General features: G+C 56.2%; 17 protein-coding genes and 1 pseudogene. 7 read left to right on the top strand and 11 right to left on the bottom strand.

Annotated features, from left to right (window positions below):
- The first annotated feature begins 129 nt into the window (after positions 1-129).
- On the top strand, positions 130-1,281 hold the full coding sequence (locus tag R0J92_RS20300) for a hypothetical protein (protein WP_411052949.1): 1,152 nt from the start codon (positions 130-132) through the stop codon (positions 1,279-1,281).
- Positions 1,282-2,427: 1,146 nt separating this feature from the next.
- Here the strand turns inward: R0J92_RS20300 and R0J92_RS20295 are convergent.
- Both R0J92_RS20295 and R0J92_RS20290 read right to left on the bottom strand, forming a co-directional pair.
- Positions 2,428-2,832 (bottom strand): diacylglycerol kinase, encoded by a 405-nt coding sequence (locus R0J92_RS20295; protein WP_411052948.1) that lies wholly within the window; start codon positions 2,830-2,832, stop codon positions 2,428-2,430.
- Entirely contained in the window at positions 2,829-4,532 is a 1,704-nt protein-coding gene (locus R0J92_RS20290) for a phosphoethanolamine transferase (protein ID WP_411052947.1), read from the bottom strand. Before R0J92_RS20290 ends, R0J92_RS20295 begins: the two co-directional genes overlap by 4 nt.
- A 157-nt stretch (positions 4,533-4,689) precedes the next feature.
- On the opposite strand from R0J92_RS20290, the gene R0J92_RS20285 reads away from it, so the two are divergent.
- The 3 genes from R0J92_RS20285 to R0J92_RS20275 all read left to right on the top strand — a co-directional run bounded on the left by R0J92_RS20285 (position 4,690) and on the right by R0J92_RS20275 (position 7,229).
- Positions 4,690-5,361 carry a response regulator transcription factor gene (locus tag R0J92_RS20285; protein ID WP_065331340.1) on the top strand — a complete coding sequence of 224 codons (672 nt, stop codon included), beginning with the start codon at positions 4,690-4,692 and terminating at the stop codon, positions 5,359-5,361.
- Between the two features lie 64 nt (positions 5,362-5,425).
- The gene (locus R0J92_RS20280; RefSeq protein WP_411052946.1) at positions 5,426-6,736 is read left to right on the top strand and encodes a sensor histidine kinase; all 1,311 of its coding nucleotides are present in this window, start codon (positions 5,426-5,428) and stop codon (positions 6,734-6,736) included.
- A gap of 235 nt (positions 6,737-6,971) precedes the next feature.
- Positions 6,972-7,229: a hypothetical protein gene (locus tag R0J92_RS20275; protein WP_411052945.1), complete on the top strand. Its 258-nt coding sequence runs from the start codon at positions 6,972-6,974 to the stop codon at positions 7,227-7,229.
- A 37-nt stretch (positions 7,230-7,266) separates the two neighbouring features.
- Here the strand turns inward: R0J92_RS20275 and R0J92_RS20270 are convergent, their stop codons facing one another.
- Genes R0J92_RS20270 through R0J92_RS20245 form a run of 6 tightly spaced genes read right to left on the bottom strand, consistent with a single transcriptional unit; the run spans position 7,267 to position 13,783 of the window.
- Positions 7,267-7,797 (bottom strand): hypothetical protein, encoded by a 531-nt coding sequence (locus R0J92_RS20270; RefSeq protein WP_411052944.1) that lies wholly within the window; start codon positions 7,795-7,797, stop codon positions 7,267-7,269.
- 2 nt (positions 7,798-7,799) lie between these two features.
- Positions 7,800-9,128: an MmgE/PrpD family protein gene (locus R0J92_RS20265; RefSeq protein WP_411052943.1), complete on the bottom strand. Its 1,329-nt coding sequence runs from the start codon at positions 9,126-9,128 to the stop codon at positions 7,800-7,802.
- A complete protein-coding gene (gene betB / locus R0J92_RS20260; RefSeq protein WP_411052942.1) occupies positions 9,115-10,578 on the bottom strand; it encodes a betaine-aldehyde dehydrogenase in 1,464 nt (487 codons plus the stop codon). Before betB ends, R0J92_RS20265 begins: the two co-directional genes overlap by 14 nt.
- A complete protein-coding gene (locus tag R0J92_RS20255) occupies positions 10,578-10,931 on the bottom strand; it encodes a cupin domain-containing protein (RefSeq protein ID WP_411052941.1) in 354 nt (117 codons plus the stop codon). Before R0J92_RS20255 ends, betB begins: the two co-directional genes overlap by 1 nt.
- A 21-nt stretch (positions 10,932-10,952) precedes the next feature.
- On the bottom strand, positions 10,953-12,593 hold the full coding sequence (locus R0J92_RS20250) for a choline dehydrogenase (protein ID WP_411052940.1): 1,641 nt from the start codon (positions 12,591-12,593) through the stop codon (positions 10,953-10,955).
- Positions 12,590-13,783, bottom strand: a complete 1,194-nt coding sequence (locus R0J92_RS20245) for a M24 family metallopeptidase (protein ID WP_411052939.1) — start codon at positions 13,781-13,783, stop codon at positions 12,590-12,592. The genes R0J92_RS20250 and R0J92_RS20245 overlap by 4 nt, the downstream gene beginning before the upstream one ends.
- An 83-nt stretch (positions 13,784-13,866) precedes the next feature.
- Here R0J92_RS20245 and R0J92_RS20240 point away from each other — a divergent pair, with 83 nt between their 5' ends.
- On the top strand, positions 13,867-14,382 hold the full coding sequence (locus R0J92_RS20240) for a TetR/AcrR family transcriptional regulator (protein WP_411052938.1): 516 nt from the start codon (positions 13,867-13,869) through the stop codon (positions 14,380-14,382).
- Between the two features lie 595 nt (positions 14,383-14,977).
- On the opposite strand, the gene R0J92_RS20235 is transcribed toward R0J92_RS20240, so the two are convergent.
- Positions 14,978-16,978 carry an alpha/beta fold hydrolase gene (locus R0J92_RS20235; protein ID WP_411052937.1) on the bottom strand — a complete coding sequence of 667 codons (2,001 nt, stop codon included), beginning with the start codon at positions 16,976-16,978 and terminating at the stop codon, positions 14,978-14,980.
- A gap of 420 nt (positions 16,979-17,398) precedes the next feature.
- On the opposite strand from R0J92_RS20235, the gene R0J92_RS20230 reads away from it, so the two are divergent.
- Entirely contained in the window at positions 17,399-17,779 is a 381-nt protein-coding gene (locus R0J92_RS20230; protein ID WP_411052936.1) for a GFA family protein, read from the top strand.
- A gap of 183 nt (positions 17,780-17,962) precedes the next feature.
- Here the strand turns inward: R0J92_RS20230 and R0J92_RS20225 are convergent, their stop codons facing one another.
- Both R0J92_RS20225 and R0J92_RS20220 read right to left on the bottom strand, forming a co-directional pair.
- Entirely contained in the window at positions 17,963-19,414 is a 1,452-nt protein-coding gene (locus R0J92_RS20225; RefSeq protein ID WP_411052935.1) for a DUF6880 family protein, read from the bottom strand.
- 8 nt (positions 19,415-19,422) lie between these two features.
- Positions 19,423-20,007: a glutathione S-transferase gene (locus tag R0J92_RS20220; protein ID WP_411052934.1), complete on the bottom strand. Its 585-nt coding sequence runs from the start codon at positions 20,005-20,007 to the stop codon at positions 19,423-19,425.
- 687 nt (positions 20,008-20,694) lie between these two features.
- Here R0J92_RS20220 and R0J92_RS20215 point away from each other — a divergent pair.
- Positions 20,695-21,242, top strand: a pseudogene (locus R0J92_RS20215) (IS5 family transposase); the annotation flags it as partial.
- Between the last annotated feature and the right edge of the window lie 254 nt (positions 21,243-21,496).

The raw sequence follows: 21,496 nt of genomic DNA, 5'->3' as shown, positions 1-21,496 counted from the left end.
CTGCCATCTCGTCGTCCTCCTGAAAACGGGATATTCCTATCCCAAAAGGTGGACCACTTCAGTGGGGGCACTCCACGTTGACCAACCAAATATCTTCGGTCACTAACGGCAAGACTTGGGAGAGACAGGGTGATTGAAGAGATATTTGCGTTCTTAGCGTGGCTAGTGACCGTACCAGCAGCTTTGGCAGACGGATTGAAGCTTGGAGATGTTCCAACGATGGCTACGCCCCAGATGTCGCTCGACAACCCCGCGATCGTTTCTGCTCTCATCGGTAGTGGCAGCGCAATCGCGGTCATTCTGCTGCGGGATGGTCTTTTTGCTTGGATAAAGGCTTCATGGCTCCGCAAACGGACTGATGACGAAGTCTATCGGCGGTATCTTGGTCCCTTAGCTGAGGCCTGCGCGAAGATTGTTTGGCGAAGCAAGGAAATTTTCCTCGAGCATCGCCATTCTTTCCTCAATACTGCGACTCTTCCACGCGATTTCAATGAATATAAACGCATAAGCACGCTGTATCGCATAGCCAGCCTGCTTGGGTGGATCCGGGGGATGGAAATAGAGCTCAGCTCATTGGCGGCGCATAACCCAGCTTACACGGCGCCGATCGCCGCCCAAATCAATGCCTTTCGCAAAGCCCTAGCAGACGGCCCTGATGTGGAGCGCGACCGGCTTTTGCGAATCTGTGGGGTTTGGGGGCTAGATACTACGCCCATGGAAGAAATGAACATCGCTCACCTCGCTGGCCGCTTCGAGGTGAAATCCCACAGCGCGTTCGGCGACGAAGGAAAAGCTCTGAGCGACGCAGTCACAATGGACCACGATAAGAAGTTGCGCGCCTTGCGCTGCTTGGCCGACTTCCTCGCGACCGAGCTCAACCTCCCGCGCCTTGAAGATGCCACGCTTGAGGAAACCATTGAAGATGCCGCCGCGAGCCTCTTCTATCGCGAGGCGCTGATCTATAGAGAGTGGCAGGACGCGATCGCCGATGCAATGATAGAGCGCGACCCGGATTCACCTCGGCGTTTTCGCATCATCGGCTTCACTGAATTCTCCAAGCTCATCGCCTCAAGAGAGCATCCTTGGATGAAGGTTTTTGCAGGCAGCCTCGACGATATCGACTTCGAGCGCCCCAACCCACAGGACGTTCGCGCGCACCAACTTCGAAAGATCGCCAATGCGGCGGCGGCAATGGTCATCGAGATAGATAAGAAAGCAAATCCTTCGCCGGTCACGAATGTTGTCGGGACGGCACGGAAGCTTTTTGCCGAGACACAATGATGCGAGAGCCAAGTTGAAACTGACTCATGTGGTGCATCAATACTGATTGGGCAAAATGGCAAATGCGTCGACGTAGTCGGGAAGGTCGACGCCCGCACGGCACGGGCTGACGGTATCTCCTTTGACGAACATTGTGTCGGAGTGATCGGATCACGTGCCCTCGGACGAATGTCTGCTCTTGGGAAGCCGCATCGCAGCGTGGCCGAAGCCGGAGCAGGTCCGCAATGGGCCGCTAGTTCCTGACGCAGGTAAGCGAGCTTATCGATATACGCGATCTTCTGGGTCAGAAATGCTTGACGTTTGGGTCAGAATTGAAAGACGCGGCCTTTCAATTTCCTCAGGTTTTGGCCGCTGATTGGGTCAAAGATGTTCGACGTTCCACACCCTTGTTGAACGTCAGACGAAATTGACCTAGGCGTCATAAACTGACCCAATCCACTGTTTTTGCCGTGTGGCTTGTTGCGTTGATCTGACCTTCCTTTTGGAAAATCAGGGCTGATTTGCAGGTTCAGTCGGCGCAGCCGCCTGTTCCTGCAAATCTGCCACGTGGCGAACGCGGGAGGGGGCGAGGCAATGCTATTCGACCGGGTTGGTGCGGCCCGCAGGCGCAGCCGAGGACACGGCCCGGTCTAATAGAATTGTCCGAGGGGGAGGGTAGCACCCTCTCCCTGATGGCCAGGGGCGTTTGGCTCGCCCAAATCCCACTGGCCCACAAGACAGAAGCGGCGGGGCTATCAGCCCCGCCTCCGTGTTGCGTTCATTCAATTTTGAAAACTGAGTTCGCAGATTTGGGATTGAACTGCCATTCCAGATATCGGCGTCGATGGCCGCAGTCAGCCCGAATACGACACTCATGCAAGGTGCAGCGATACCTTTGCTGCAAGCGCGAACGATCTCCTGAGAGCGGACCTTCGAACGGCTCCGATGACTAGGGCGATGCCGCGCTCAGCTCAGATGTCAGCAAAGCGCAGGAAGCACCATTTGCAAAGTCGTAGAACTTAGGGGACCGATGAACGGTTTGTGCTGCATATGCAGTGGCAAAAGCGGCCATTTGCTATGAGGTTAACGCTAGAGCTTGCGTAACAAATCGTCTGGCTTGCCTTACTGGACCGAGGCGAGACACTTGGTCGAAGGAGTGCCCCGCGCCTAATTCAGGAGTGACAGCAGAATGATGGCGAAGCAGGCGGTATTTGCTCCAATCAAGAGCGCGACCGCCAGAGATCCAAGGTCTTTTGCGTGCTTTGCTTGTTGAGACCATTCGGGCGAAACCAAATCAGTCAGGACTTCGATGGCAGTGTTGAGCGCCTCAATCGCTAGTAGCAGCAGGAAAAGAATGGAAAATGCTCCAATCTGCATTCCCGGCGCCCCCAAAACCCAGAGCAAAATGATCGCTGCGCCCCCTGTCGCAAGTTCTTGCCTTGCCGCGGCTTCTGCGAGCAGCCGCTGAAAACCGCCCAGAGAATAGCGAGCCGCGGCAAACAGATGCGCAAGTCCTGTCACCTTAGGTGGGATTTGCGGAGACGTCTTTTGTGAAGCTGTAGGTTGTGTCACGCCGGGGTCCTTTCGGTGCGGCAGTTGGCTGTTATGTCAAGCTCTGGCCGATAGACCTCAGTGGAGATGTCCATCAATCCGAGTACTGTATGGAAAAGATTATCCTGACTGACCGGTTGGGAGGTGCGGTCTGTGAGGCATGCAGCGTTAACGTGCATGGTTTCTTGGAATTTTTGTGGTAACCACATCAGAAAAGGCACCTGCGTTTGAACTTCGGGTGCCATGAACATCGGAGCAGCATGCAGGTATAGCCCTGCCTCTCCCAAAGACTCACCATGGTCAGACAGGAAAAACAGAGCGGGCGACACGCGATCCTGCTGGTCCAGCATTTTAATGGCGCTGGCGATGATATGATCGGTGAAGGCAATACTGTTGTCATAGGCATTCACGATCTCCTGCTGGCTGCAGTAGTCGAACTCAGCCGTGCGACAGTCCGGGATAAACGGTGCAAAACCTTCCGGATAGCGCAGGTAGTACGCGGGACCATGGCTACCGATCATATGTAGAACCAGAACCGTATCCTCAGTGATGCTGCCGATCTGGGCGCTGAGTTCCGTCAACAGAGCCGCATCAGTGCATTCGCCACCAGCACATGCGGCTGGGTTCAATGTCACATCGACCATCCGTGCGCCCGTCCGTCTGGCGATGTTTTGATCGCCTGTATTGTTGTCAACCCACACCGGATCCACACCTGCGTGGGCAAGCACATCCAACAGGTTTTCGCTGCCCATAAATCGCTCGTGACTGTAGTCCGAGCGATCAAATGGGGAAAACATGCATGGCAATGACACTGCGGTCGAAGTCCCACAGGACGTAGCGTCTTTGAAATTGAAGACATCGAGTTGGGACAGCTCTGGCGTGGTGTTACGGCTGTATCCATTCAGCCCAAAGTTTTGCGCACGTGCCGTTTCACCAGCAAACAGGACCAGCAAAACCGGCTTCTTTGTGGCCAGCAAAGCAGGCCCCTTAGCTGCATCCTGCCCCAGCGGTTTAACTTCGACATTCCCGGCACGGAGTTCCATTTTTGCATACCGCACAAGGGCGCCGATCGTGGCACCAGGCTGGTAACTACCCAGCAGCTCGTGATGCTCGCGGATGATGGAAACATTGGCTTTGAGGTTGATGAACAAAAATCCAAATGTCAGCAGGAAACTCGCCGCAATGGTCAGCGGAAATCTCCACAGTAATCCCCGGACCCGTGCATATGTGATGCGCGGCCAAAACAGTAAAACGGCAGGTATGACCCCGGTCAGAAACATGTGGCGCAAGTAGGGTACCGTGATCAACTGCCGCGACTCTGTAACCGTGGTGTTCATTACGTTCTGGATCATCAGCTTATCGATGACCGCTCCCAGGTGATCCTGATACCATGCCGCCGCCGCAGCCAACAGGATTAACCCTGCAGCGAGGGGGCGATGCAACAACGGCAGACTGACCAGACTGAGCGTAAAGAACGTCAGCATCCATACTGCCACCCCAAAGCACGCAATGTTCATCGGCGCGCCTTCAAAAAGACGTATAAGATGTCCCCAAAAGGCGGCGTTGAAGGCAACCATCATGTAGGTGGCGACAATCAGATTAAGCCTTGCGGGCGTGAGAGTCGGCTGCCAAGCCTTCGCTTTGTCACCTAGCTGTAAAAAATGCCGCCCGAATATTTTTTTCAGTGGCGCGCGCGATGATGCTGTCGGGATATGTGTCAAAAGCTTAGTGTCCTGCTCGAAGTCAAAGCAGGGATAGGTCAACGCAGATCACTCAAACCTTGCGCGAACTATACCAATCCGTAATCTTCTGGCAGGTTGACGGTCAGAAAATCCACAGTATTCAAATATCCAGACCTCTCCTTCGGAAAGCGGATGAATGCGTGTCCTTGTTGTCGAAGATGACCTTGAAACAGCCGACTATATTACCTCGAGCCTGAAGGCGCAGGGCCATGCTGTTGATCATTGTGACAATGGCAAGGACGGCTTTTTGAATGCGTTGGACAACGATTATGACGTGATGGTCTTTGACCGAATGTTGCCGAGATTGGATGGGTTGACGCTGATAAAGTCAGTTCGCGGGGCCGGGATAGAGACACCTATTCTATTCCTAAGTGCGATGGATGGCATCAATGACCGAGTTGAGGGCCTTCTAGCCGGGTCTGATGACTATTTAGTCAAACCGTTTTCGTTTCATGAACTCTCGGCCCGTTTGGTTGCGCTGGTACGCCGTCCGCCGCTCAAGACAGAAGAAACTGTGCTGCGAGTGGCTGATCTTGAGATGAACCTGATCCGCCGGACGGTTAGCCGGGGCGGCACCGAAGTCGAGTTACAGCCGCGCGAGTTCAGCTTGTTGGAGTATCTGATCCGGAATGCAGATCGGGTAGTCACCCGGACAATGCTGTTGGAGGCGGTCTGGGATTTTCATTTCGATCCCAAGACGAATGTTGTCGAAACCCATATCAGCCGCCTGCGTAACAAAGTCGACAAACCCTTCGCGACAGAGCTGATCCACACAATACGCGGCGCAGGGTATAGTCTGCATGGCTAGGGACGCGTTATTGGGCCGATTTCTTCGCTCGACCTCGGTGCGACTGTCGCTGAGGTTTGCGTTCTTGTATTCTTTTGTGACAGCATTGGTTTTCGCGGGAGCTTACAAACTCGCCGAATATGAGACGACGGACTGGATCAAGGAACAGCTTGTCGATGAGGAGGCCGCGTTTCTCGCTATATATGAGGATCAAGGTCTTGATGGGGTGATTGAAGGGCTGACAAAATACGGCGCATTCAATTTCGAAGACCACCGGATATACCTGCTACTTGATGCAAACGACCAGCGCATCGTGGGAAATGTCGACACCATTGGCCGGGCAGCCAAGGCTGATTACGTCGACGCATCCGACATAGACTTCTCGGGGCATAACGACAACGAAGCCTTCGGCTATATCCTGCGAAATGTTAACCTTGGCGAGAACACTTTGGTACTTGGGACAAGCACCTACTTCCTGCTGGAACTGCTTGAGGGATTCGGCGGTGGATTGATAATTGGTTTCGTCGTTGTGATCATGGTTGGGTCTGGCGTTGGTATCGCCGTCGGTCGCCGTACGGAAACACGCTTGAGGCAAGTGTCTGGAACGCTCGAACGCGTTGCAGAGGGGGATCTCGAGGCGCGTGTGCCTCTGCACGACAGCGATGCAGATGACTTGGCACGTTTGTCGCGTGAGATTAACAGCACCATAAGCCAGCTTGAAAAAATGGTGGAAAGCCAGAACCAGATCACAGCAGATATTGCGCATGACCTGCGCACACCAATGCAACGCCTGCGACAAAGGCTCGAAGCCATTGGCCAGTCCGAGGAACTCGGTGATCACCTGAGTGGGCAAGTTTACCAAGCTATTGAGGCAGCTGACGATCTGATCGAGACGTTTCATGCACTCTTGCGGATTTCTCAAATCGAAGCAGGTGCGCAGCGGGAGAGCTTTCGCGAAGTGGATCTTACAGCGGTTCTGTCCCGAATTGAGGATGCCTACAGCGCGGTTGCAGAAGAAAATAACCAGACGCTCGTCTTCACAGGAGGCGCTGCACCCCACACCGTCTTAGGGGATCAACAACTCCTCACGCAGATGGTGGCCAATGTGGTTGAGAACGCATTGCGCCATTGCCCCTCAAAGGCACATGTCGAAATGTCCCTCTTGTCGACGTCGGATCACACCACCTTTACAGTCTGCGACAATGGGCCGGGCATTCCAGAAAGAGACCGCGAAAAAGTCTTCCGGCGCTTCTACCGGGTGGAGAAGAGCCGCACCACATCGGGAAACGGTCTTGGCTTCAGCTTAGTTAAAGCGATTGCCGATCTACATTGCGCCAAAGTGGCTCTTTCAGACAATCAGCCAGGTCTGAAAGTCACTGTTCTTTTCTCCAACTAACTGTCTGCCAACAGATGGCTTTTAGGGACTGTGTGGAAAGCAGTTCTGGAGCGGATCTTTCAGCTTGGCGTTTCGGACGGCTGAGTTCGAAAACTCCAGTATTATTGTTTTGCTGGGTTCTGGGTCAACCTCTGCATCATTGTGATCAGCATAGCCGACCTACCAAGGTCCGGTCTCGGTAACTTTAGAGGAATTTATTGCTCCTGCGGCAAAGTGCTTGCAGCGCCGCTATCGAATGACTGCATTGGGCTGGCTGCTGTCATCTGACGGCTGGAACCTGGTGCGGAATCGCTGCGACTTCGCTGCCGCACCGCCGCATGTCCACTTAGAGCCCAACCCGGTCATTGTCATTATGTGCTGCGCGCGCTCGCAGCGTAAAAAATACGGCATGAGCGAAAAAGTCATTGCCGCCCTGCAGCGAAAGAACCTGCCGTTCAGGAATTTGATAGGATCAGGACCAATGATTGCGAGCGTTCAAAACCTCGCCAAATGATTGCATCATGCTGCTAACTCAGCGGGAGCCAGTTCAATCAGCGGGTCATCCGCTGATAGTGCTCATCCGAAAAGGGCAGCTTTTCACCCTTCTCGGTGTCGAACAGCGAGCGGTCGATTTGCGTCAGCGCACCAAGATAGACATGGATGCCCATGCAGGGCGTCTCACTTACGCAGCCAACGGCATGGATCGCGCTGGGGCCGATTTGCAGGACATTGCCTGCGCTCAGTATCACTTCGCTGCTTTTGCGGATACCACCCGATTCAAGATCGGCCTCATAAAAGTCATTCCGCTCCGCACCGCTGTAAACGCCAATCGTCGCCAGCATTTGATGATCATGTGCAGGAACAGTCTGGCCGGGCATAAAGCGGCAGTGCCAGATCGAAACGGTCTCATCCTCGTGAAGGATTACGTCGTTGTCCGCGAATTCCGGCATCGTCGCCTGCATGTCCGCGGGGTCAGCCACGGCCTGTTCCAGCAACGCTTTGATGTTCTCACGGGGCGCGTCGCTTGTGGCGGCGGTGCGCAGGTTGGCCACAAGATCGTCGAGATGGAATGCATTTGCCATGGTCAGGTCCTTCGGTTGAGGGCGGCGATCAGTTCGGCTGGGGTCGGATGTGGACCGCGCACAAGGGCGGCCAAGGTGGCGGCAGATTCTGTCGGCAGGACCTCCGCGAGGTAGGCTGCGCATTTTGCGAGTAATTCGTCGTCGCCTAGGGGCGCGTCAAAGTTGCCACGGGCATCCGTTGGGCTGGACGTGAGGCGGCGTCCGTCGTGCGTGTCGATGGTTACCACAGCCAATCGCTGTGCCGGAAAAATAGCGGTCAGCTTCGGGTCCTCGGTCAGAGTGATGCGGTCCACAAGGCCCCAGACTTCGGGTATATCAAAAGCTTCTGGAAGGATGTGCGCCGGCAGGATCGTGCCTTCGAGGATAGCCACGGCGAGGCAAAGCGGCATGCTGTATTGTGCCTGATCTCCGTCGGCGGGGCGCATGGTGGCTAGACGTGTCGCTGCCGCAAAGGTCGAGACGGTGACCGATGCGATGTCGTCCACCGCGATGCCACGGGCGCGCATCAACCCAAGGGCCGCCTCGATCGGCGGGTGCGCCCAACGGCAGACGGGGTAGGCTTTGAAATTGGTCTCAAGAATGCGCCAATGCTGACCGAGGTCTTGCCAGTACTGCGGTGCCTCCACGCAAATCGAGGCGGGCGCACCGGTAAAACCGTCTTCGGCAAGATCGAGGGCGGACGCCCCGGTCAATGCCCCCCAGGACGTGCTGTCCTTGACCATCGACGGGTGATCGATGCAACGCATCATAGGCGCGCGAGGAGCATAGTATTCCGCGATGCCGAGCGCATGGCGCGTCTTTTCAGCGTTCAGCCCACGCATCCGGGCCCCCATGGCGGCGGCACCCATGGCGTTCCACGCGCCCGACGAATGGTAGTCGGCAGCGGTGTCGTGCAGCGAAAGCCCCGCGCGGATCGCGATTTCCTCGCCGACGATGAGGTGGGTCAGCATCTCGTCCAACGTGCAGTCAGGATTGAGGCCAAGTTCGGCCAGCAGCATCGGCACCAGTGCGGCACTGGCATGGCCCTTGCACAGTTGGTGCCCGTCATGCCCATCGAGCGCATCCGTGCTGCACGCCCCGGCGAAAGCATAGCCAACAGGGTTGACGCGCCGTCCGTCAAACGGCATCGGCAGCTCGCCTGGATAGCGTCTTGCAGCATGATCATACGCGATGCGGGCCGGTTTGCTGGTGCTACCACCCGCCCAGACCGCCAACGTGTCCATCAGGCAGCGGCGCGCCATCTGTAGCACCGCAGCGGGAATAGCCTCGGGCTTCAAGCCATGGGTAAATCCGGTGATCGGGTCGAAACCCTGATCGTCAGTAGGGCGCATCCACGTCTCCCATTTCGACGAAGACAGATTTTGTCTGAGTATAGTGGTCTATCGCCGCCAATCCATTCTCTCGTCCGATCCCCGAGGATTTCACGCCGCCAAAGGGCATTTCAACTGGTGTCAGGTTGTAGTTGTTGATCCAGATCGTGCCCGCTTGCAAACCCGCCACCACGCGATGGGCGCGCTGGATGTCACGCGTGAACACCCCGGCGGCGAGGCCGAATTTGGTGTCATTGGCGCGGGACAGAACCTCGGCCTCCTCGTCGAAGGACAGCACCGACATGACCGGGCCGAAGACCTCTTCGCGCACAACGGTCATATCATCGGTCAGGTCGGCCAGCACGGTGGGTGCGATGAAGCGCCCGTCGGCGAAACCGTCGACGTTGACGCGACTGCCGCCGGTGATGACGCGAGCGCCTTCGGAGCGGGCAGTGTCGAGGTAACGCTCCACGATGTCGGCCTGTGCGGCTGACACCATCGGCCCCATATGCGTGTCTGGGTCCAGCGGATCGCCCAGCACCATCGCCTCAGTCCGGGTTTTGAGCCGTGCGAGGAAGTCGTCCCGCACGCTTGAATGGACAAAGACGCGCGTGCCATTTGTGCAAATCTGGCCAGTGGAATAGAAATTCCCAAGCATTGCCGCGCTAACGGCGTTGTCGAGGTCGGCGTCCTCAAAAACGATGAGGGGCGACTTACCCCCCAGTTCAAGTGTCACGTGTTTAAGCGTCTCTGCCGCCCCCGCCATCACCCGCTTTCCCGTAGGCACAGAGCCGGTAAGCGAGACCTTATCGACACCCTTGTGGTTGGTCAGCGCGCCGCCTGTCGCGCCGAAGCCTTGCACCACGTTGAAGACGCCATCGGGCAGGCCCGCCTCGGTCAGGATTTCGGCTAGCTTTAAGGCGGTCAGCGGCGTCATCTCGGAGGATTTGAACACCAGCGTGTTGCCGGTGGCGAGCGCGGGGGCTGCCTTCCAGCTGGCGATCTGGATGGGATAATTCCACGCGCCGATCCCGGCGCAGACGCCCAAGGGCTCGCGGCGGGTATAGGCGAAGGGGCCGCCGAGTTCGATGGTCTGGCCGAAGATCGAGGGCGCAATGCCGCCGAACCACTCAAGGCTTTCCGCGCCCGAAGCGGCGTCAGCTACCAGCGTTTCCTGAATGGCCTTGCCGGTGTCGAGGGTTTCAAGCTCGGAAAGCTCCTGATTGCGCTCGCGCATGATCTCGGCGGCCCGGCGCAGGATGCGGCCCCGCTCGACCGGGGCCATCGCGGCCCACGCGGGCTGCGCCGCGCGGGCGGCGGCAACGGCGCGGTCGACAGTGGCTTGTGTGGCGGTGTTCAGCTTTGCAATCACCTCACCCGTGGCGGGGTAGCTGGTGGTCAGCTCTTCGCCCTGCGGGTCGTCGTAATAGCTGCCGTTGATATAGTGCGATCCGGTCGGTTGCGCGCGCATCAGGCCTGTTTCCCGTGCCAGTTCACCTGTGCCACTCGGTTTTCAGCCGAGGTGAAAGTGTCGTGATAACAATAGAGGTTGCGGATCGGCGGGGCGATCTTCCACGAGGCTGAAGCACCGGGCTGGATGGTCAGCGTATCGCCCGCCTCAATATCCACCGTTTCGCCGTCCCCGAAGGTCAGCGTGGCAGAGCCTTCCTGCACGCACATCGTGACCTTGCGGTCATAGTCGTGTTGGAACGTGGCATCGGTACAGATCCATTCGTCCCAGCCCTCCACCTTGCGTTTGGTGTCGGCGGTGGCCTTGCGGCGCTGAAAGTTGGTGCCGTCCAGCAGGCGGTCTTGATGTCTCATGTCTCTCTCCTCAGACGCCCTTTAGATGGCGCGGTAATAGTCGACGTGTTCAGGCGGCAAGGCAGGTTTGCCAAGGATGATGTCGGCGGCTTTTTCGGCGATCATGAACACGCAGGCGTTGATATTGGCGGATGGCACTGCGGGGATGACGGATGCGTCCACCACGCGCAGCCCCGCGACCCCTTTGAAGTTTAGCTCAAGGTCCACGACCGCGCGGCTGTCGCCGTCGGCGCCCATGCGGGCGGTGCCGCAGGGGTGGTAGGCAGACGAGGCGTCTTCGCGGATGAAATCGTCCCAGTCGGCGTCGGTCTTGACGTGATCTCCGGGCAGGTCTTCGCGGACGTGGAAGTCCTTGAAGGCGGGCTGGGCGAGCAGTTCGCGCCCGAATTTGAGGCCCTGCCGCATGACGTGCCAGTCGTGATCGGTCGCCAGATAATTGGGATCGATCAGCGGGGCCTTGGCAGGGTCGGCGCTGGCCAACTTGACGGTGCCACGGCTGGTGGGGCGCATCGGACCCGCGCCAAGTCGGTACCCGTTCTTGGCCGGATCGGGGATCCAATTCGGCCCGAACAAGACCGGGAAGAAGTGGAACTGGATGTCGGGATGGGTAATTTCCGGCCCCGAGCGCAGGAAGGCCCCGACATGACACTGGTTCACCGCAGCAACGCCGCCCTTCCAGCCGAACCATTGCATCCCGGCCCAGACCATCAGATGCGGCTTGAGATAGCGGTTCAGGCTGACAGGTTTATCAGTTTCGACCTGCACATGTGCCTCAAGGTGGTCGTGCAGGTTTTCACCCAATTGCGGAGCGTCAACGAGAACCGGAATGCCCTGTGCCTTTAGCTGGTCAGCAGGGCCAATCCCCGACAGCATCAGAAGATGCGGCGTCCCAAAAGCGCCAGCGCAGAGGATCACTTCACGCTTGGCTTTCGCCACCTGAACCTCGCGGCCACGGGCGTATTCAACGCCCACGGCGCGGTCGCGCTCCAGCAGCACCCGCAGCACCTGGGCGCGGGTCACCACGGTCAGGTTGTCGCGCTTGGGCTGTTTGTGCAGAAACGCGCGGGCAGAGGTGGACCGGTAGCCGCCCTGCACGGACATTTCGAACCGGCTGACGCCCTCCTGCTGGAAGCCGTTGACGTCGTCTGTCAGGTCATGGCCCGCCTCTTGCCCCGCCTCAAGAAACGCGGCGTTGAGAGGGTTGAGCGCGTCTTGCCGTTGCACGCCGACGGGGCCGCCAGGGCTGCGAAATGCATCCGCAGGACGGTCGCTGCCCTCGAACTTTTTGAAGTAGGGCAGGCAGTCGGCGAAGGACCAGCCGGTGCAGCCCTCCTCTGACGCCCAATCGTCATAGTCTCGCGGATTGCCACGCAGGAAAGTCATGCCGTTGATTGCAGACGACCCACCCAAGGCCTTTCCGCGCGGCTGATCAATCTCCCGCCCGTTCAGATGTTTCTGCGGTGTGGTCTTGAACCAATAGTTGTACTTGCTGGTCGGCTTGAAGGCAGACCGTAGCCCGGCGGGCATTTGCAGGATCCACGTCCGATCATCCTGCCCGTGCTCCAGCAGCAGCACCGAATGGGCGCCGCCTGCGCTGAGCCGATGCGCCAGCGTGCAACCAGCAGTACCTGCACCGACAATGATATAGTCATAGGTGCTCAAAGGTAGTCGTCCTCGAACGGGCAATCGGTCAGGGCCACGGGGCCATCTTTGGTGATCAACACGGGCTGTTCCAGCTTCACGCCTTCGTAGCCTCCTACCGGGCCAATGTAGCTTTCGACGCAGACGCCCATGCCTTCCTCGAAGGTGCCGGAATACTGCCAGGTCTCGTGGTCCTCGGGATAATAGATCACCGGGTATTCAACGCCAAAGCCGATGCCGTGGATCATCTCGGCGTAGCGGTTGGGCACGTAGATGTCGTGCATCTTCCACGATCGTTCGCCAAACTCCTCGAACGTCATGCCGGGGCGCAGGAGTTCCATGTTGTGCTGCAGCTGCTCAAAGGCGTGGTTGTACAGGACGCGCTGTTCGTCAGTCGGTTTTTTATCACCAATTACAAAGGCGCGTGTCTGGTCGGCGAAAACGCCATCAGGGCCGATGAGATCACTGTCAAAGACCAGCATCTCGCCGTTCTCGATCTTTTTGTCAGAGGTCTCGGTGAACCACGGGTTTGTATGATGACCAGAGTTCAGCAACCGCGTTTCCTGATACTCGCCCCCATGCATCATGTTGTATTCGTTCATTTTTGCCAGCAGGAAGTTCTCGGTCACACCCGGCTCAGCAAACTTGCGCATGTGGGCGATGGCGTCGGTACAGACCTGCATGGAATTCTTGATGATCGCGACCTCGTCCATCGATTTAATAGATCGGGCCATTTCCATTGGCCCTTTGGCATCCTTCATTTTGATGCCGCGGTGCTGCATCGCCAGCATCGGCAGCAAATCGGCGCGATCAAGGCCTAGGGTCGCGCCTTTGCCGCAGGTTTTGTGCAGAAGATCAACGATCTCATCCGCCCATTTGTTCGCGTGTTCCTCGGCACGGTTGCCTGATCCGAAGTAGTCCCAGCTGCGGGCGGGTCGTGCTTCGTCAATCGTCTCCAGATGGTCCGACAGGTGCAGCGCACCGCCATAATCAAACAGGACAACCGGCCCTTCGACGGGGACAAAAACGTAGCGGGCAAGGTGGTGCGAGGTCCAGACCTGCATATTGCGGCAGCCGGTGGCGTAGCGCAGGTTCAGCGGATCAAACAGGACCACTGCGTCCATCTTGAATTGTTGCATCAGCTCGCGGGTGCGGTTCAGCCGGTAGGCCCGGACCTTTGGTTCGTCGATGATGTTGGGCAGATCCAGCATGGTGCATCCTTTCGGCGTGGCGACTCGCGGTAGAGTGAACTCTCTACTTGCATTGGTAGAGCGCTCATTCTACAGCGTCAAGAATGATTGATACTGCCACCAAAATCGCTGCAGGGCTTGAACGTGCCTTTGTTTCGCAAGGCTTTGCCGAGCCAAACGTAGAAGCCTTGCGCGCGGCGGCAGATGTCAGCCTGCGCACGCTTTACAAATATACGCCGTCGCGTGGTGAGATGGTGCTGGCAGCACTTGAGCATCGCCATGCCCGGTATATCGCGCATGTGTTCGACGACCTACCTTCGCCCGGTCCTGCCGCTCTTGAAAGCGTGATCATCAAAATCGGAGAATGGATGTCGCAAGAGGCAGAGCGGGGCTGCCTATTCCATGCAGCCGTCGCGGCGGCACCACGGGACGCGCGCCTGCGTGATCTGCTCAGGCGGCACAAAAGTGACGTCGCAAAAAGAGCCGCAATCGCGGCGGACCTCGCAGACCGGGAAAACGACATCTCCGTCATCATTGAAGGCCTGACCCAAAGCTGGCCATTGCTGCAAGGCGCTGCTGTCATAAGCACGCTCAATCTGGCGCGGCTTCTTCACCGTTGAAGCTCGGGCCAAGCGGATTTTCCGACCTCATTGTGCAGTATGGATCAAAAATTATGAGCTCTGCATTGTGCAAACCGAGATGGGTTGACGGCAAATTCCCCAACGGTCCGCGCCCTCCAATTTCCGACGCATAGCGGTGTAAACCCGACTTGCATCTGGCACCCTGTCGACAATATCAAATGACCGCTTCAAATATTCGGGCTGCGGTGCAGCACCACGCATGCCGCACACGCGATGATTTGCTGCGTCAGCGAACGTTGCTTGTGCAAAAGTCCGGAAAGTCCGCACAGCCGACCTCGGCCTCCGAAAATGCTGCGCCATGGACGAATGGCCGGTCTGGTGAAGCTGCGGCGCGGAAGCGGCGTGGTGGGTAGAAGGCGGCTCTGGGCCGTTCGCGTCGGTCGACACCAAGGGCGGATTGCGGACCTTCGCTGCGCCTGGGATCGAAGTCCGCAATTTGATGAAGTTAAGGGGACAAAGCTACAGCCGATGCCTACACCTCTGCCCTTTCACCGGATGGTCACGGCAAAAGACAAAGACGGCTCGTATTCGCGTCATGCATGCCTTGCTTCCCAAACAATCTTTTCTCCGAATCTTATACCTTTGATTCTATAGCATTAGAATCAGAAAACTCGCGAGAATCTGAAATATCCACAGCAAGAATTCGCGGACCATCATCTGTATCAGTTCTTCCAATTATCATGCCAGTTACATGCCCATCATCATCCATCAACGGAGACCCAGAACTTCCCGCATCTACGTCACCTCCGCTAATAACCATAACTGATTCAAGTTTGGTGACTCGATCAGTCATCGGAAAAAAGACGGTGTTATCGGTTGAAACAATCCTAAGGTCGGAGTTGGGAGCAGCCCATGTTGAAACCGTTGCACCGGAGCGAACAGAGTCGCCTAAGTTTTTTCGAGGAGATACGTTCAAATGATGCATCTCGTTTTCTATTACCCACGTTCTCCACTGAGGACTTGCGCGAACACGCAAAACCGCCAAATCCTTTTTGTAGTCTACTCGCTTCACTTCTGCATTCACAGAGAGTTCCCGCGTTGCAGAATAGCCGTTCAAAGCTTTTCTGCTGCCAACAAGGTTTATGGTCATCGTTTTTGTTAAAGCTTGGTCGGTAGCTGCATTAATGCAGAATTTCACCTGCTCGTTGCGATATTCATCAGCTAGGCCGCTTAACTTACGAGAAAACGACTTAGACGCAGTCGATGGTGCTCTAGCATCGACTGTCAATTTGTTTATTGTGCTTTCGACAACGTTTCGCAGTGAATAGTACAGACTGTGAAGGGAAGTGAAAACCTCTGTGTGATCGTCGTTTTCCCTAAAGCAAGTGACAACCAGCTTGTGTTTGGCATTTAGCGCGACCGTATCTGAAATGTGATCGCATAGATTTATGCGATCTTGTTCCGAGAAGCTTACAGCTCTGTCTGCGGGCAAACCGCGTGACTCCAAGACCTTGGTGCCGAGTAAACCCGGCGGCTGCTTCCGGGATGTTGCAGTCGTTTTTCCAGCTCGCTTTATATTTGAACGAAATTTGGATGTTCCAGTCTTCTTAGCGGATGTAAATTGCCCCATCAAACCACGTTCGACCCTAAACCGGTCGGGCCAGCGCTCCTCAAGAACAGCAGCTTCCTTCAATATTTTCGGGTTTTGAGTAACTATGATGCACACTGGGCGGCTTGCCCCAAAATGGTTCATAATAGTTGCACCGGGATTGTACCCAAGATAACGTTTACTTAGCAGTCCAATGATATCCAGATGCAACTCATCTGTCAGAATAGGTGTGCTAACAATGTCTTCCAAGCTAACCAATTCATTTCCCATTTTATTCACTTTCTCAATAGATTGGACTACATCCCTCTTAATCCTAGAAAATATGTCAGACCCCATGTTACTTGGTTTGCAAATTCCAGAATGATCTTGATCGATTGCGATGCAACTACAACCTGCGACACGTGGGTCTGCAGAATTTTTTTCAACTACCAAAACAGATCTCGTTTTTCGCGCTTCAAAATAACTGGCTACATAAATATCCCTTTGCGCCGCGAACTTCGAAAACCAATCGCGGAGGTCCAGAAGGTAAGCACTATCACAAGCTAAGTCATCCGTGAGCTGGGACCCAAAATGCCTAGTTAGAGTTGCGACGTGCGAGCCTGCATGCGGGGTAGCCAGAAAAACAACCCCACAGACACTTTTCGCGAGTTCGGATAACTTGCCGTTGATTACGCTAGCTCGAATTATTTCCTTTGCGAGTATTCCGCCTAGGCTATGGCAAACATAAACAACTGGACGCTTTCCGATGCCAACACTCTGCAGATAATCCGCAATATTTTCAGCACGCTCTTGAATGGAAACTGAAGATGATGGGGAAAAGAATACTCTGGGTGCTGGGTAGTCTAACAGTAAAGACCGACTATTTTGAACAACGTGCTCGAGCCAAACGGGCCAAACCTCATTTTTGGAATTTGTCCAAGCAGAAGCCGCATTTGATCCAATACCATGTATGAAAACAACATCAAATTTCACACAATTTGAAGTTACCACAGGATTGACTGGAAAGAGATTTACGCCATCAAGCATGAAATAAACTGCCGCTTTAAATTTCTATTCCATGCACTTCTCGGGAAGTGCCAATGCCAACGTGCGCAGGTCTTACTATCAAGGGAGCGACACAGTTGAGCGCAACCTACAGTGTGATAAAATTCGGAGCAAGGTAAATGCGGCTCACGAACTATTGGCTTTCAGATCGGCACGAACTCACGACTCTGGTGCGGTTGTCCCGTTTGGGCTGGCTGCCGTCATCTAGCGTCTGGGAACTGGTGCGGAAACGCTGCGACCCTGCTGCCGCACCGCCGCATGTCCGCTTCGAGCCCATGGCGACCGATGCTGCGAGGGGAGTTGATGACAGGTATTCCGGTATCGCATTTATGGCAACAACACACTACGTGACAGTCCGATTGATAAGCAGTTACCGATTGGGCACTTCGAGAGGATCAATTCATGAAAACGTTAGAAGGTGGGTGTCTCTGTGGACGTGTGCGGTTTCGCACGACCGGGCCTCCTGAATTTCCTCACACGTGCTCATGCCGAATGTGCCAACGTCACACTGGCACACTTACTGCAACATGGGTTGAGTTTCCTGTGGAAGCTGTTGAATGGATTGGTCCAGGCGGCAAGCCGGCCCTTTTTCGATCATCAAAGAAGTCGTCTCGGGCCTTTTGTTCGACTTGCGGCAGTACGATTGGAGCTGTTGACGATGAACCGGTTGTTGCATTGCTCACCGGAGTTTTCGACAAACCTCATCTTAAAGCACTCAAACCGGAGACGCACTCGTACAAGGCATCGCGGCCAAAGTGGTGGCACCCGGATGTTGGCCCGTAGCCTCAGGAGCCGAAGCAGTCGTTCAAATTCCATCATCGAACGGCAACAAAGTCCGCAGTGCGGTCATCCATCCATGGTCAAATGCTGCGTCCTGCGCGAATGTCCGCAATGCGGGCTGCTTGCGCGGCATTCGAACTCCCTCGCGAGCGGCGGCTCTGGGCCGAAAGCCACCTTCCCATGCGCCTATTCGATCCGGCCCTGTTGTTCGACCTTATCCCAGAATGCGTGTTTGCGTGGATGTTTGCGGCGTAGGTCGTCGACAAAAGCCTCGTGGCTTTGAAAGGTGGCGTAATCCGCAATCGCCATATCAGCCTGGGCGCAGGAGGCGAGGTGACGGGCAGCATGGCGATAGCGTTTGGTACGGTTGTTTTGCAGGGCGAAGGTGATCATCGACCTCCAAACCAGTGTAGCAGCCAGGGGATGCTCGGCCTTGAGCAACTCGGCTGTCGGGGACAGGAGTTCGTAGCTATCGCCATCCAGTTCTGCGTGACGTGACAGTATCATATCTGCGGCAAACCCTGGATCGGGCCAACTCATACAGAAGATGAGCCCTTGGAGCAGATCGGGATGGGTGCGCACATGGGTGCGGGCGTCCTCTAGCGCCTCATCATCGTCGAAATCGGGCAGGCGAGAAAGGTAGCGGCGCAAGGTTTCCGCGCAAAGCCTTGTTTCAAATCGGGCCCACATGGCGCTGCGCAGAGCGCCCTCTTTGCCCAATGCGTCAAGGCAGGCGAAGTGGGCGCTGTCGACCTCGGGCGTATCAAAGGCGCGGTCTTTGTCTTTCTCAGAGGCGATGCAGCTTTCCATAATCTGCAGGGCGTCTTCGGCGCGGCCCGCCTGCAAGAGCCGCCGCGCTGCATCCGGTGCAATGGTGTGATATGTCAGCTGCCGGGCGCTATACTGTGACAGCCACGCGTCCACATCGCCTTGGGCATCGGCAATGTCCGACAGGATCATCCTGAGCGTTCTGTCCTTGTTGTCCTTTGCCATTTCAAGGCGGCGTTCAGTGCTCGTGAAGATCCCGAAATACTCGGTCTCGTCCACGGTGACGGGCGCATCCATTGCCCTTTCCGCACGGCCCCTGAGCGCGGTCAAACCCTGATCGCCGAGCGCATGCGACACCGCAGGGATAATGCCGTCGAATTCGCCATAGCCGTTGTCTTGGAGCGCCTCAAACACCTGATCCGCAAGTTGCTCGGCGTCGCGATCAAGACGTGGGGCGAGGGCTTGGATCGCGTCCATCGCAGCATCCATGACACCGCCGATCGTGCCGTTGCTGTCGTCGGTCCGGGCGTGAATATCGGGGGCGAGGTGCAAGAGAGACCAGAGCAGATCAAAGCCAAGGTCCACATCCCCAGACGCGACGCGATTCAAAATGATGTCAATCAAGCCATTGAGTTCTTTGGCCAATGTGCGCTGTGCGCGCGTGGAGATCCAGCTTTTGGCACGCCGGATTTGCGCCAGCCGCTTGCGGATGTCAGCAGCGGCCTCTTTCGGGCTTTGTTCTGAGGACAATGCCATTCGCACCCGCCGCTGGCGGGCTGCATCGCCTTTGACAGCTTCCATAAGAAGCTCGGCCAGTGTTTCTGCGCCCAAGGCTTCCAAGTTCTTCTTGTTGAGGGATTTTCCTGCCATTTTCCGGTCTAATCCGCCACTTGGCCGAAAAGATAAGGGCGCGCTCCCTCTTCCCAAACAGCGACTTTCGTCATGGCTGTCTGAAAATCGGCGCTCTGAAGGAAACCGTCCAGCCAAGAGATCACATTGGGCCACGACTGCGCGTCAAACCAAGCACGGTCGATGTGGGCGAACTGCCTCACAAATGGAAAGATCGCAATATCGGCAAGTGTGGGTCGGTCGCCCGTTAAAAAAGGATGCTTCGCCAGTCGCGTATCAAGAGAGTGAATAAAGTCAGACGCTTGCGCCCGTTCCGATTGCGGATTCAGATCAGGGTAGCGGGTCGCGTATTTTGTATGATCAAGAGCGGTTTTGAAGGGCCCATCGTTCTGTGCGATCAGGGTTTCGCCGATACTGGGCATGTTCAGCAGCCCATGCGGGTCACTCTGATCAAGGGCCCATCGCATGATGTCGAGGCTCTCATCAAAGTTCAGATCACCTGCTTGCAAATTGGGCACCGTGGCTGAAGGTGAGGCCGCAAGAAACGCCTGCGGCTTATCTTTCAGTTTGATTTCGCGCAGCTCTACCGCGAGATCCGCGCTCAACACTGCCATTCGCGCCCGCATTGCATACGGGCAGCGGCGAAAGCTCCACAGGATCGGTCGAGGTCGGGTTACACTGTCTTGGATCATTGAGCCACTCTATGCTGAATGAACTGTGCCCGCAAAATGAAGAGTTCATTTGAGCCTCAAAACGTTAGGTCGTGTTGACAAAAGGGATTCACATCCGCTCGCGGGCGTGATTCAAGCTGGTATCTGTAATGGAGACCAACTTGGCACGAGACCTAGAACAAATAAACTTCCAGAAATCGTTTTTGCGGCAAACAACTCTTCATTGGCGATTTGTGCTATTATCTCTGAGCTCAAAGAGCCTCTCATTTTGATATACCTAAAGACATGTTGGTTTCAGCCCCCCTCAAGTTGCTACTTTCTTGAAGTCACGAATGCTGCAGACCCCAGATCGCGCTAATGAAGATCCCGCGCTCACTGCTTGTTGGACGAACACAGTACGGCGCACTGAATTCGATGTGTGGGAGACGGCGTGATGCCAGCAGCAGGACGGCTGGGTGATACCGGCTCTGAACACGATGGGTTCCGGCCAACACCAGCCATAGAATGCAGGACTGTGTCTATTGGAGGGTGATCGCGCCACATAGCGCCTTATGATGACTTGGCTGGGCTTTGTTGCGCAAAAGCCGATGTAGGATTTCTCTCGCGAATCTAGCATGGTAGCTGGTCTGCGTGAGCAGACCCACCTCGCCGAGATACAAGACCAAGAACTGGCTGGCCTATAACGGAGCGCTAAAGCAGCGTGGCTCCTTGACCATCTGGTTCGACCCGGCAATGGTGTGGGTGCCGCCAACCGGCGAGCGAGGCAGACAACCGCAGTATAGCGATGCCGCGATCCTGAGCTGTTTGACGATGAAGGTCCGCTTCGGCCTGGCGCTCCGTCAGACGACTGGGTTCGTGAAGAGCCTCCTACGGCTCGTTGGCCTCGATTAGTCGGTTCCGGATTTCAGCACGTTGAGCAGGCAGCAGAAGGCCTTGGCGAGGACCATTCCCTACCGGGGCTCGCGTCGATCCCTGAACCAGTTGATCGACAGCACCGGCATCAAGGTGGAGGGGGAGAAGGCGAGTGGCATGCTCGCAAGCATGGTGGCGCGAAGCGCCGTCTATGGCGAAAGATCCACATCGGCGTCGACGAACAGACGCTGGAGATCCGAGCCATCGAAATCACCGGTAGCAACGTCGATGATGCGCCCATGCAGCCTAAATTGCTAAGCCAGATTCGCGCCGCCGTGCTGAACGGCTACACCGCGCTTAGCATGCCAGTCACAGAGCCCGTAGACTAAATCCGCCTGGGGAATGGGGATGTCCGGCTTTCACCCTCTTTACGCAACAAAGCCTCCGTGCAGCATCAATCCGTAATCGCGCAGAACGCCGACTATTGCGAGACACGCTTGCTCGAGGGATTCATCACGTGAATCCAGGGTGGTAGCTGGGATGCATGAGCAGACCAAGACCTACAGGACCAGGAACTGGT

Source organism: Tritonibacter sp. SIMBA_163 (assembly GCF_046535935.1).
In the GTDB taxonomy this organism is placed as follows: Bacteria; Pseudomonadota; Alphaproteobacteria; order Rhodobacterales; family Rhodobacteraceae; genus Epibacterium; species Epibacterium scottomollicae.
This window is presented reverse-complemented; position numbering and strand designations above follow the sequence as displayed.

Coding starts and splice junctions, on each gene's coding strand:
- R0J92_RS20285 (WP_065331340.1), top strand. CDS start 4,690: ATGCGTGTCCTTGTTGTCGAAGATGACCTTGAAACAGCCGACTATATT.
- R0J92_RS20275 (WP_411052945.1), top strand. CDS start 6,972: ATGACTGCATTGGGCTGGCTGCTGTCATCTGACGGCTGGAACCTGGTG.
- R0J92_RS20270 (WP_411052944.1), bottom strand. CDS start 7,797: ATGGCAAATGCATTCCATCTCGACGATCTTGTGGCCAACCTGCGCACC.
- R0J92_RS20265 (WP_411052943.1), bottom strand. CDS start 9,128: ATGCGCCCTACTGACGATCAGGGTTTCGACCCGATCACCGGATTTACC.
- betB (WP_411052942.1), bottom strand. CDS start 10,578: ATGCGCGCGCAACCGACCGGATCGCACTATATCAACGGCAGCTATTAC.
- R0J92_RS20255 (WP_411052941.1), bottom strand. CDS start 10,931: ATGAGACATCAAGACCGCCTGCTGGACGGCACCAACTTTCAGCGCCGC.
- R0J92_RS20245 (WP_411052939.1), bottom strand. CDS start 13,783: ATGCTGGATCTGCCCAACATCATCGACGAACCAAAGGTCCGGGCCTAC.
- R0J92_RS20240 (WP_411052938.1), top strand. CDS start 13,867: ATGATTGATACTGCCACCAAAATCGCTGCAGGGCTTGAACGTGCCTTT.
- R0J92_RS20235 (WP_411052937.1), bottom strand. CDS start 16,978: ATGCTTGATGGCGTAAATCTCTTTCCAGTCAATCCTGTGGTAACTTCA.
- R0J92_RS20230 (WP_411052936.1), top strand. CDS start 17,399: ATGAAAACGTTAGAAGGTGGGTGTCTCTGTGGACGTGTGCGGTTTCGC.
- R0J92_RS20225 (WP_411052935.1), bottom strand. CDS start 19,414: ATGGCAGGAAAATCCCTCAACAAGAAGAACTTGGAAGCCTTGGGCGCA.
- R0J92_RS20220 (WP_411052934.1), bottom strand. CDS start 20,007: ATGGCAGTGTTGAGCGCGGATCTCGCGGTAGAGCTGCGCGAAATCAAA.